General features: G+C 70.1%; 8 protein-coding genes. 1 reads left to right on the top strand and 7 read right to left on the bottom strand.

What is annotated here, in order from left to right; translation table 11 throughout:
* Positions 1-481: 481 nt before the first annotated feature.
* Positions 482-808: a hypothetical protein gene (locus ACFQ6S_RS07350; protein WP_383404717.1), complete on the bottom strand. Its 327-nt coding sequence runs from the start codon at positions 806-808 to the stop codon at positions 482-484.
* A 213-nt stretch (positions 809-1,021) separates the two neighbouring features.
* Here ACFQ6S_RS07350 and ACFQ6S_RS07345 point away from each other — a divergent pair, with 213 nt between their 5' ends.
* Positions 1,022-2,989 (top strand): protein-arginine deiminase domain-containing protein, encoded by a 1,968-nt coding sequence (locus ACFQ6S_RS07345; protein ID WP_383406467.1) that lies wholly within the window; start codon positions 1,022-1,024, stop codon positions 2,987-2,989.
* A 3-nt stretch (positions 2,990-2,992) separates the two neighbouring features.
* Here ACFQ6S_RS07345 and ACFQ6S_RS07340 read toward each other — a convergent pair whose 3' ends face one another.
* The 6 genes from ACFQ6S_RS07340 to ACFQ6S_RS07315 all read right to left on the bottom strand — a co-directional run bounded on the left by ACFQ6S_RS07340 (position 2,993) and on the right by ACFQ6S_RS07315 (position 11,952).
* Entirely contained in the window at positions 2,993-3,382 is a 390-nt protein-coding gene (locus ACFQ6S_RS07340) for a VOC family protein (protein ID WP_383404715.1), read from the bottom strand.
* The gene (locus ACFQ6S_RS07335; protein ID WP_383404713.1) at positions 3,379-4,176 is read right to left on the bottom strand and encodes an ArsR family transcriptional regulator; all 798 of its coding nucleotides are present in this window, start codon (positions 4,174-4,176) and stop codon (positions 3,379-3,381) included. Before ACFQ6S_RS07335 ends, ACFQ6S_RS07340 begins: the two co-directional genes overlap by 4 nt.
* Positions 4,177-4,208: 32 nt before the next feature.
* Complete coding sequence (locus tag ACFQ6S_RS07330; RefSeq protein WP_383406464.1) at positions 4,209-4,643, bottom strand: NAD-dependent epimerase/dehydratase family protein; 435 nt, start codon at positions 4,641-4,643, stop codon at positions 4,209-4,211.
* A gap of 128 nt (positions 4,644-4,771) precedes the next feature.
* Positions 4,772-6,943: a hypothetical protein gene (locus ACFQ6S_RS07325; protein ID WP_383404711.1), complete on the bottom strand. Its 2,172-nt coding sequence runs from the start codon at positions 6,941-6,943 to the stop codon at positions 4,772-4,774.
* On the bottom strand, positions 6,940-10,959 hold the full coding sequence (locus ACFQ6S_RS07320; RefSeq protein WP_383404709.1) for a hypothetical protein: 4,020 nt from the start codon (positions 10,957-10,959) through the stop codon (positions 6,940-6,942). The genes ACFQ6S_RS07325 and ACFQ6S_RS07320 overlap by 4 nt, the downstream gene beginning before the upstream one ends.
* 6 nt (positions 10,960-10,965) lie before the next feature.
* On the bottom strand, positions 10,966-11,952 hold the full coding sequence (locus ACFQ6S_RS07315; protein WP_383404707.1) for a hypothetical protein: 987 nt from the start codon (positions 11,950-11,952) through the stop codon (positions 10,966-10,968).
* Positions 11,953-11,988: the final 36 nt, after the last annotated feature.

Here is an 11,988-nt window from a genome sequence, read left to right as displayed (position 1 = left end):
CCCGCGCGGGACAGCCGAGCTGTCAGTTCTGCTGTCACGGTAGCAATCCGGCCGGCCGACGGTGGCTCGGGTGTGCCCCACTGCCACGTAGCGTAAGTTGATCAAGCTGTTCGGGTGTCTGATCTGGCCGGTTGGCCGGGCGCACGGTGGTGGCCCGGTAGAGAGTTCCCTGCGGGGGTGAGCTCAGAGGCCGTCAGGGCTCTGGTTTCGAGTGGGGTGGCGTAGCCGCTTTTCGGCTGCGGCGTTGTCGCAACACGAGTCCCAGGGCACCACCGCGTCGCCCTGAAGTCGGCCGCGTAAGTTCGCTGACCTGCACCGAGTCCCAGCCTGACGGACGATCTTGGGACTCACACGAGCCCCGATGACCTGCGGATTCTAAGATCACCCTCCGTCGGCCGCTGGCCGGGCGCAGGGGATCGTCGCTGCGCTCGGAGCGGTCAGCGCTGCGCCAAGCCGTGGACGAAGCTATCGCTTCAACTGGTCACAGACCGCCGAGTTTTCCTGCCGCGTCACGTACGGAGTCAAGCGCGTCCACGACGGAGTTGTGCCGCCTCGCGCGCGCCGCCCGGTCCGCCGGCACCAGCCGCGCGGCGGTCTGCACGGCGTAGGCGTCCGGGTCGCCGAAGGCGGTCCGCGGGTGCTCGCCGGTCTCCGCGCAGTGCGCCGTGACCTCCTTGACCGCCTGGAGCACGACGGCCCGGTCCACGCCCGGCTGCATGGCCAGCCGTACCTGGAAACGCGCCATCCACTTCTCGCGGTCCTTCTCCTTCTCCTTCGCCGCGTCCGTCGTCTGGTCCTTTTTCGCCACGTGCTCTCCCGGATGATCGACAGTCGTCTGTCCTGTTGGACGCGGGGACATCGAAGCGGGTTGCGGAAGCGGGAGAGTAGTTGCTGCACAGCTGGCCCATCCCGGCCTCGGGCACTGCACGCGCATCCGTACTTTCTGTCAGCGCAGGGAACGCACAGCCGCTTCTTTCATCTCTTGCACGGTGCACACCCCCCAACTGAGGAGGAACGCGCCGTGCGTTCACATCGACGTATACGTACGAACCCTGCTGGGCCCGTAGTCCTCGTGCTCGCCGCGGTCGGAACCGTTCTGGCCGCGCCGAGCTCACCCGCCTCGGCTGCGGAGCCGGCCGCTGATCTCCGTGCTGATGTGAACCGCGACGGGCGGGTTGATGTCGCCGGCGGCACCGACACGACTGGTGAGGACAGATGGTCTTTGGGCCGGGGAGCGGTCTACCTGCCCAACATCGACGATGACACCAAGCGTTGCCCGGTCACCGGACCCGGCGGCAGACCGCTGTCCGACGCCAAGCTGGCCGCGTGCAACGACGCCTCCGACACACGGGTCAACGGTTCGGCCGACGTCGCCGATCTGGCCCGTATCCGCTCGGTGCCGATGGGGGACCTGCCGGCGGGTGCCAAGGGCAGCGTCAAGGTCACCACTGGAGCCAAGTACACCCACGTCTACCTCAAGCGTGCGGGCAACTGGGTCATGGTCACGCCGCGGACCACCTTGTCGGCCGCTGAGTTGCGCTCCGGCGTGGAGTTCGGGGTCGAGGCCACCGACGTGATCCGGGACACCCGGACATGGGACGGCAGAACGGTCATCCGCCTGAGCGTGGCGGTCGGCGACCGGACCACATCCGACTCTGTCACCCTGCGCGTCGCTCCGCTCCTCACCCACCATCATCTGCAGCAGACCCAGCAGGTGATGGTCACCAAGCTCGACAGCGACGCAGACTGGAGCGGGCTGCAGGGGAAGTTCGTCACCGACCTGAAGAGGGAAGTGCAGAAAGCCGGCATCACCCGGCCGCTGGTGACGTTCGACAAGTACTCGGACCCCTGGGCGCAGGACTTCGTCGAGCCGGCCTATGTCAGCATGACCGGAACGGACGGACGCCGGCGAGTGATCCGTGTGATGCTGCGCTCCGCGCAACCGAATCGTGAGGCCGGCCGGGAGCTGTTCGAGAAGGTCCGAGGACGGGACATCGGCGTCGTTCAGGCCTTCGACAGGTCGGCACCGGCGGACTGGTCGCTCAACTCCATGGGGAACCTGGAGACCGTCCCGCCGTACGCACACAACGGCCGCTCGTTCCCGGCCGGGCGGATCATCATGGGGTGGCGCAAGGACAGCGGCAAGCGGCCCTCTGCGACGATGCGCACGCTGCTGAAGTCCCAGGGACTGCAGGACCCGTTGCTCCTGGACACCTCCTGGCTGGAAGTCGGGCACGTCGACGAGTTCGTGCAGTTCCTGCCCGCCGACACCCCGCGAGGCTGGCGGATCGGCATTGCCGACCCGGAAGCGGGGCTGCAACTGCTGCGTGACGCCAAGCGCGCGGGCCATGGCGGCACCAAGATGTTCTCCGTTCCGGGGCTCGGGGGCTCCCCACCGCTGCAGGAGACCATCGACCAGGCCCTCGCCTCTCGGCACCTGGTGGGGGACAACACCATGGCGGCCCAGCGGATCGCGGCCAATCTGGAGACCCTCAAACGTGAGACCGGCGTGACCGAAGACGAGATCGTGCGCGTGCCGGCGCTCTACACCCGCGGCTCGATGGCCCGTACGGACGGCGGGGAGAACGTCCCTGTGCCGCGACTGACGCGCATGGGTGGTAACACGCCCCTGTTGGACGCGGTGGAGAAGCGTGGTCAGCAGCGATGGCTTGCCAGGGGCGGGAACGACTCAGCTGCGGCTGCACGGGCAACCGTGGCGACGAGCGCGTACGTGCCCGGCGCGGTCAACGGCATCCTCCTCAGCCGTGACCGTTACCTCGCTCCTCGCCAATGGGGTCCCGTCATCGGCGGCAAGGACATCTTCACCCAAGCCGTCACAGCGGCCTACGTGCGGGCGGGGCTGAAGGTGTCGTACATCGACGACTGGTACACGTACCACCTCGGTATGGGTGAGGTGCACTGCGGCACCAACACCCTGCGTGATGCCTCGGCCGCTTGGTGGCAGCCGGCAGGATCGACGACGCCGTAGCAGCTAGTGCCTCGGGTGGGCGGGCTGGAACAGTTCGATGAGGTTGCCTGCCGGGTCGGCCAGCAGGATCTGACGTCCCCCGGGGCCGGCGACGACCTCGCTGCGGAAAGTGAGACCGGCGCTGCGCAGCCGAGCGATCTCGGCGTCGAGGTCGTCGAAGGTGAGGTGGATGCGGTTGCCGCCCGAGGCGGCTGACTCCTTCGGGGTGGCCCGGGCGCCCGAACTCGCCGGGCCCGACAGGAGCAGCCGCAGCCGGCCGCGGACCACGTCGGCGAAGGCGGGGGCGGCGCTGGAGTGCAGTGTGAACCCGAGGTGGGTGGTGTAGAAGTCGGCGGCGGCCTGTACGTCATCGACGAGGTAGCGGACGCTGACGTATTCGTCGTGAGTGGTCATGACTCGGACCTCGCAACGGTCTCGGGGATGTTCAGGACCGGCATCAAGTGCCTGATGCGGGTGTCTATGTCTGCTGCCGTGTGCTGAAAGGCCGTATAGCCGACCCGGCCGGTGTCATCCGCCGCGCCAGGGTCGGCAATGCTCCAGTGGACCCGTCGCGGGCCGAACTCCGGGCAGACCTCGCGAGCCTTGTCGCACAGGGTGATCACGTGGTCGAAGCGACGGTCGGACAGGTCGTCCACGTGCTGGGTGCGCCCGCCGGAGAGGTCGATGGCGAACGATTCGCGCAGCACCCGGACCGCATGCGGGTGCAGGTGCGGTTTGGGGCTGGTGCCCGCACTGGCCGTCGTTACGCGGCCGGCGGTGTGGTGGCGCAGCAGGGCTTCGGCGATCGGCGAGCGGGCACTGTTGCCGGTGCACACGAAGAGCACCGTGACACGGTGGGATCGCGCACCGGTGACCCGACGGCGGGGGAGTGCGGGCGCCTGGCGCAGTGCCGGGTGCAGGGCGGCACCGCCGGCCGCGAGCGCCTCAGCGCAACGCTCCAGGTCGAGGTGGTAGTAGGTGTCCCGGCCGTCGAAGCTACTGCGCCTGGCCGCCACCAGGCCGCCGTCACGCAGCAGCCGCAAGTGGTACGACACCAGGTTCTGTGGCTCCGTGACACGTTCCACCAGTTCACGGACCCGCTGATCGCCGTCGGCCAGTGCCGTAAGCAGCCGCCAGCGCAGTGGGTGCGCGGCCAGCCGGAGGAACTGGGGCGGCGTGACGGTCACGTCCCTCGGGTGCGATCCCATATCTCGAAGTTACATCAAATGAGATTGATGCATCAATCCCCATCCTGCTGCGCCCGCTGGAGAACGGCTTCCTCGACAGGCTTGCGCCAGGCGACCAGGGACGGCGGGTTCCAGGGGGCGGTCTCGTCGACCACGCCCTGGGTGTCGCCGTAGACCCAGGTGCCGCCCGTGTGCACGTAGGGGCCGGTGCCAACGCCGTCCTGCATGGCGGTGGCGGCCGCCAGGTCCTCGTCACCGGACTTGGCCTGCGCCAGGTGCACGACTGCCTCCGCGCGGGCTGCCGCAGCGTTGAGGACGCCGAGGTCTGTCAGGCCGGCGGAGACCGGAGGCGCTCCGAGGGCCCTGACGATCTCGGCGGCCCGGTCGTTGCGCGCCAGCGCCTCTACGGTGTGCCCTTGCCGGAGCAGCGCGCTGATCGTCGCCCTGCCGATGTATCCGGATCCGCCGGTGAGGAAAACTCTCCTGATCTTGGCTCCTGGCTGTCGGTGGCTGGCTTGCTCTCACAGCCTCTGTCCGCCAACGGGGCTCCGTCCAAGAACTCTTATGGCGCCTCTGATACCCGACGGGCATCACACATGCAGAGCGGAAGCCCCGGTCAGGGGAGTGTGGCGCGCATCCTGTCGACCAGTGCGAGTGCGATCCGCCACGCCTCCCGGTGCAGGGTGCCGATGTTGCCGTCGACCAGTCTTTCGTACGCCCTGCCGCTGATCTGGGTGCCACCGCTGAGCTCGGTCCGCAGGTAGTTGATCTCGTGCATCTCGTGTGCGAGTACGGCGACGATGGCCTCATCGGAGTCCAGGACATCCGGGTGCATTCGCACCGCCATCATGGTGCTCACTTCCTCGATCGGCTCCTCCGTCCAGTACGTCGGCAGGACGCCGGGTTTGGGCGGGCCGATCTTCCCGGTCAGGTGCTTCCACCCAACCTGCTGATCGCGGAGGACCTTGTTGCCGTAGTAGGCGAATTCCTTGTTGATGTCGATTCTGCTGTCGAGCCCGATGAGAATGTCGTGCTCGATTCGGATCCCCTTCGACTTGGCGAGCGCCACCGCCTCGGGCAGCGTCCGTGGACCGCCAGGGTTGGGCCGGAACAAGTAGGAGCCGAATCGCAGGGAGGGCTTGGCGGCAGCACCGCCGATCTGCCGCTTCGCCGACTTCAGTACTGCGTCCACGAACTCCTGTTCGGTGCCCGCGAGTCGGCCCTCGGCGGCCAGTACCCTGGCCTGCGCGCGGGCCGCCTGCTCCAGGCCGGCGAACTCCTTCGCCCCGACCGCCAGTTTGGCGAGGCGGGCCATGTTCCGGACGGCGACGATCGCGGCGCCGACGTCGGCCACGGCTCCCAGGACGGACACCGTCAGCCAGACGATCGACGGGTCCTCGCGAGCCAGGGCGGTCATCGGGTCGAGGGATGCGTGTGCGGCCGCGCGGCCGAAGGAGTAGCTCTCGTACTGTTCCACCGCGCCGAACACCGACACTCCCGCCGTGGCCAGGGAGAGCCCGCCGGCCAGGGCGGCTGCTCCGGCTCCGGCGGCGGGTGCGGCGGCGCCCGCCGTGGCCACGGTGGCGGCGATCGCCAATGTGATGCCGAGTGCGGTCAGCAGCAGCTGCCGGATGATCTCGTCCCGTTTCATCTGGGCCAGATACCTGTCCAGCGCCTCCGCGGCGGGCGTCCCGGGGACGACGCCCAGCACGTGCCTCGCGGCCTCCAGCAGCGGGGGCAGTTGCCACACCGACTCCTCGGTCAGCCTGCCGCGGAGCTGGGCGATGCTCCGCAGCACGTCGGAGGTCGTCCCGCCGACCGCCTGGGCCAACCGCCCCGGATCCATCACCGCGAACTGCGCGTAGTCCAGGTTGCGCCCGAGCAGAATGGGGAACTCCGCGCCGTAGATGCGCCTCAGCGTGTTCAGCCGGGGCAGCAGTTCGTGCTGCACCTCGACGTCGGCACGGGCGTTGTCACCGGCCATGACGTCGTCGAAGTGGGACGGGTCGAGCGGGCCGCCGGCCTGGGGTGCGTAGGGGACCGCGGCCATCCTGGCGTTCCCGGTCTGCCTCACACGGTCGAGGATCCGGCGCTGGAGTACGGCCAGTTCGGTCGCCGCCGCCCGCAACCGGACCGCCGGGCTGCCGGGCACCGTCGCGTTCGGTTCGCCGTACCGGGCGGCCTCCCTCCGTACCACCGTCTCGTTGCGGTCGAGCAGCACGCCGGCGATCCGCAGCGCCTCGGCGCTCACCACCCGGATGAGCCGTCCCTCCACCTGTTCCAGGTCTGCCCGTGTCGGCCGTAGCAGCCGGCCGGTGTCCTCGGCCGCAGCGCGGGCCCACATCCGGCCGAGAATCCCGGTGCCGGGACGCACCGTGGGCTGCACCGGCGAGTGCGCCTGCTCGGCCCGTCGTACCTGGGCCGCGACGTCGTTGACGGCGGTCACCAGGGGGTGAGCCGGGGGAGCGGACGCCGTGCCGGACGGAGCGCCGGCCGGCTTCGGGACGACCGGTACGGCCACCGAGCGACCCTGGTCCTGGTAGCTCGGCACCGCAACGTGCCGCTGCTCTCCCGGCCCGTCGCCCGGATCGCCTCCGCCCGGACCCGTCCAGCGGCGCGGCGGTGGGCGCAGCAGCGGAACGATCTCCCCGGAGGATCGGGTGCCGTCCCCGACGAGGTCCTGGACGGCGCGGGTCACCCCGCGGAGCACGGCGGTCCGGACGGCGCGCACGACCTCGTCCCCGGCTTCCGGGCCGCCGTCGTCGGGTACGTGGTAGACGTGCCTCATGGGGTGAACTCCAGCACCCGGCCGGTGTTGGGCACGATGAACTCCTGCAACTCCGGTAGCAGCTCCGCGGGCACCTGCAACTGGTCGACGCCGTAGCGGGTGTCCACGATTCTCGGCAGGCCCGGGACGTCGGAGATCCCCGGCGCCTGGCCCGGGCCGTGCAGCGGGGTCCGGGCCCCGGTGACCGGCTCGGTGACGACGAATCGCGCCGCCTTGCCCTGCTCCGGCGTCGACACGCCGCGCATTGCTTGGAACCAGTTCTCCTCCACCTCGAAGACCTTGAGCCGTGCCCCGGATCGGTTCTCCAGCAGAAACTCGACGGCCCGCTCGAAGACACCGAAGTTGAGGTTCAAAGCCTTGCCGCCGGTGGCCAGGCGTACGTTTCCCGCCTGGTCGATATTCACGAAGCTGCGGCTCTGGGCCGTCCCGGATCCGCCCTCCACCCGGAAGACCACGCGGTTGCCGCTGAGGCTGCGGAACAGTGGCCGGACCAGGCGTTCCAGTACGGGTGCGTTGCCCCGTACGGCGCGTACCGGCAGCCGAACCCATGCCTGTGGACCGCCGGTCGCCGAGGTCCCGGACTCCAGTGCCGCGAAGGCCGCGTCGAGTTCGGGGTCTGTGGGGACCACGTCGGCTGGTTTCGGCCCGGCGCCGGCCGGCAGTTGCTCCGCCTGGGCTCTCGCCTGCTCGCCGGCGGACTCCGCGATGTCTGCGCGGCGCTCGAGCTTGTCCGCCTCCGCCCGCTTGGCCGCCGCCCGACGGGCGTTGCCGCTCGTCGCGGCGCGGTCGGCCTGTTCCCTGGCGCGGGTGGCGAGCGTACGCAGCCGCGATCCTTCGGCCGCCTGTCCGGCTGCCTGGACCCGCAACGACGCCGCGAGCTGACGGTTCAGCACCTGCTCGGTGGTGAGGGTGCCCGCCGGCTCCGCCGCAACGATCCCCAGCTCACCGAGCAGTCGTACGACGGCCCGTTGCTGGGCCGGCTCGTAGTGGCTGATCCGGCCCAGCAACGCGGCAAGTTCCTGGGTGCTGCCGAAGGTGCCGGAGACCAGGTGGCGTGCGGCGTCCGTCTCCAACGTGGCGAGGGCCTCCAGGAAGTGGACTGTCTCTTGCGGGTGTTGGGCGAAAATCCGGACCAGTTCCAGCGAGCGGGTCGGTGATGCCGAGACCTGCGCGGCTTTGAGGAACCGTTGCAGCCCCTCGGTGGCCGTGGGTGTCAGCCGCGCCCCGGACAGCTCCAGCACCCGCACGGCGACCGCTCCGCTGCCGAGCTCACGGATGACGGGGCCCAGCCGATCGGCGAGGGCGGTGCTGAATCCGCGCGCGGCGGCGTCGCCGGCCAGGGTGGTGAGGCCGGCGCGCAGGTTCGCCAGCGCCTCGGTCACCCCCGCCGAGAACTGGACGGCGCTCCAGCCCTCCGCCCGGATCCTGGCGACGAGTTCCGCGGTCGACTCCAGCGCGGTACGGCCGCCGGCGAGCAGGCTGTGCAGCGCGGGCTGGAGCGCGAACTCGCCGACCACGCCGACCGCCGCCCCGAAGGCCATCGCCCGCACATAGTCCCCGATCCCGGACCACGATCCCTCGCCCGTGGCGACCCTGAGGACGTCATCGGCGAACCGTTCCAGTGCGGCCGTCATCGCGCCTCCGGCGACCCCCGCGACCAGCCGCTCGGCGATCCAGCCCGAGACCACCCGGCGCAGGGTCGCGGTGCCGATCTTCTCGGCGCCCCAACGGCCGAGCAGACCGCCGAACCGGAACCCGAGGGCCATCAGATAGCCGTCCAGCGCGGCCATGAAGAATCCGCGCAGGGTGAACTTCTCGTCCGTGAAGGCGACTTTCAGCAGCCAGACCAGTTCCGACAGGGTGATCGACACCGCGAGCGCGGTGGCACCGCCGGCCGCCTCGACGAGCAGGGCGAGCAGCCCGGCCTCCCAGGCGACGAGCACCACCCCGACGACGGTCACGGCAAGACCGAACGTCTCGTAGAACTCGCCCGCCCTGCCGAGTTCCCACCAGATCAGACGGGCCTCGAAGTCTCCGGAGGTCTCGCTCACCTCGTCGCCGACCGGCCGCCAGCGCCCGCCCTCGGTCCGCTCGACGAACACGAGCCGGATGTCGTACGAGGGAAGGCCCTGGATGTCCCGGCGGCGCACCGAGAGCAGTTTCATGCTGCGCTCGATCGTCACGTCCTCGATGTCCTGCTTGCCGATCGGCACGTCCTTGAGGGCACGGGCGAGTGCCTCGCGGGCGAAGCCCTCTTCGTCCATGTCCTTGGGGAGTTTTCCGGTCGCCGCCTCGGCCAGGATGGCGGCCCGGTGTCTGACGAGCGCTTCCTTGAGTGCCGTGAGCCTCGCGTCCTTGATCCGCTGGGCGTCCCGGCTGACGAGGTATGTGTCGTCGAGGTCGCCAAGAACGGTGCCGATGGCCCAAGTCCGGTTTGAGGCCCGGCCCATGAGGACGGCGCCGCCCGTGTCATCCGGGAGGTACAGGTTGCGCATTGTGCCGACGCGGGCGGCAGTGAGTTCCTCGTGCAGCCGCCGGACACGGGGGTGATCGGCGAACCGTGTCGGCAGGCTGATGGCCAGGAGCCACGCCCTGAGCCCGAAGTGGCCGGTCTCATCGGTCTGGTCGTAGAAGGGGACGAAGTCACCGGTGCGGTCCAGATCACCGAGCATGTGCTCGACGAGGGTGCCACCGGGAGGCCGGGTCTGCGGCGGTCCGCCCGCGTTCGCCTCGTCCAGCAGCGCCCATACCTTGAACACCCAGTGGTCCAGGCCGGTTCCGGCCCGCATCAGCCGGCGCAGGTCGTCGGCGATGCGGCGGGCCAGGGGTCCCTGCAGCGCCGCGGCGAGACGGTCCGGGCCGAGCGCGATCTCCGCGTGGACGAGGAGCACCGGCCAGCCGGGCAGCAGCCCGACGTCGGGACCGGCGCGGATCCCGGTCGGCGCGGGCGGGCTCGCCACCGAACGGGCGTGGGCGGCGACCGGGGACGGCAGCGCGCTGAGGAGCTCGGGGGTCAGTACCACCATCCCCTCGCCGAGCAGCTCCTGTTGGTCATGCGCCGAGGCCGCGGTCGAGGCCTGCTCGTCGGCCGCGATGGTGATGAGGTAGTACGCCGCCTGCGCGAGCACGCGCTTGCGCAGGCGGGCGCCGAGCATCCGGACCGTGACGTGCTCCGTCGCGAACTCCTCGGCGAAGCGGTTCCAGGCGACCCCCCAGCGGTGGGCGAAGTGCTCCTGGTCCACGAGCCTGGCGGCGTCCGGCACCGGGACGAGTACCTGGGTGAGGGCGCCGACGTCCAGTACCTCCTCGACGCTGATGCCCGGCAGCCTCATGAAGGCGAACAGCACCCAGCCGCCGTGACTGACCACCGCGTCCTGGCCGTTGCCCTCCACCCGGCGCTGGTCGCGGACCCCGGGCGACGGGATCAGGGCCCGCACCTGACCGGTCCTGTCCAGCCGGACGAGGTCCTGCCAGGCGTTGTCGAACGGGCTGATCAGAGAGGTGAGGATCTCCCGTGGGCCTAGCCGGGACAGCTCGGCGGCACGGGCGTAGAGGATCGGTTCGAGGTCGGTGAGCGACGTGGTGTCGTTCACCTGGACGAGCCAGAGGGCGACCCATCGCTCCTCCGCGGCCTGTTCGTCGTAGAGTGCGCGCGCCGTCAACGGCTCGTCGCGCTGCCGCTCGACGGCGTCCAGGAACGCGCCGACGGTGGTCCGGAAGTGCACCGCCCGCAATACGGTCCACGGGCGATGGCCCCGCACCGGCACCTGCGTCGGCTTCCCGCCTCCCTGGTAGGACGGCAGCTCGTAGCCGGAGCCCGTGTCCCGGGACGGGTCGTACAGCTCGTGTGTTTCCCGTGGGCGTCCGCCCGGGTGCCCCGTCCCCAGCTCGCGTCGCGCGGCTGCCAGCCGGGCGGCCACCAGGGCCGTGACGCGCCGGGTGAGGAGTTCGAGGGTCTCCTCGTCCGGCACGCCGACGACCCTGACCCGTACCGGGACGTGCAGGTTCGGGGGCACGCGGGTTCACCCGTTGACGAACGCGAGCATGCGCAGCGCGCCGAGGGCCCGGTCCTCGCAGTCACGCTGCACGATCTCGAAGACGTGCAGTGCCCCCAGCTTGTCCTCCTTGGGCAGGTGGAACCGGATCCGGGCGCGCCGCGGTTGCTCGAACGGCGTCAGCCAGCCCTCGGACTCCTCGCAGTCGTCGACGGTCAGCCGGACCTGCAGCTCGGCGTCGGAGAGGAAGAGCGGGAACCGCTTGCCCTTGTGGTGCAGCACCAGCCCGCCCTTCTCGCAGTCCTCCGAGATGTCACGGTGCGAGAGCAGCAGCCAGCGCTCGCCGGCGCCGATCGCGATCTCGGGGTCGACCCTCTCGATCGTGACCCGGGTCTCCGTCTCCACCGGCGCCGGCATGAGGAGGAACTCGGCTTGCTTGGGCCGTAGCTTCGACGCCGCCAGCAACTGGATGTTGCGCTGGCCCTGGTGCTGGTCGTCGACGACATTGAAGTTCTCGCCCTCCAGCAGCTGGTGCCCGTCGTCGTCGGCGAAGACGTTCGCGATCACGCACAGATGGCCGTCGCCGTTGACCGTGCCGCTGAGTTCCGGCTCGGTCGGTGTCCAGGGGATCGGTCCCTCGGCCGGATCCTGAATCATGCAGGTGACGACGTGCGCGTCCGACGGGCTGGTGCTGCCGGAGCCGGCCGCGATCGAACCGACGCTGCCTGACAGCCGCTGGATCGCCTGCTGTGGCTGGGCGAGCCCGACGTGAGGGTTCATCACGTAGGCGTCGACCCGCACCGCGCGTACCGGGCTCTCACCCATGTTGCTGACCCTGACCTTGATCGTGGTGGGGGTGCCGACGTGGGTCTGGGTATCGTTCGGCCCGCCGGCCAGCCAGATGCTGGAGCTGTTCCACTGGGGGTTCGAGCCCGTGTAGGGGCGGCTGCCGTTGTCCTTCGTGGGCGACGAACCGAAGTCGACGCTGATGTAGAGGTCGCCGGGAATGGCCATGTGCGCTCCTTGGGTTGGTCCAGTGCCCGCCGGACG

Source organism: Streptomyces sp. NPDC056479 (genome assembly GCF_042795335.1).
Classification (GTDB): Bacteria; Actinomycetota; Actinomycetes; order Streptomycetales; family Streptomycetaceae; genus Streptomyces.
Note: the sequence above shows the minus strand (reverse complement) of the source record. Positions and strands in the feature narration are given on the sequence as shown.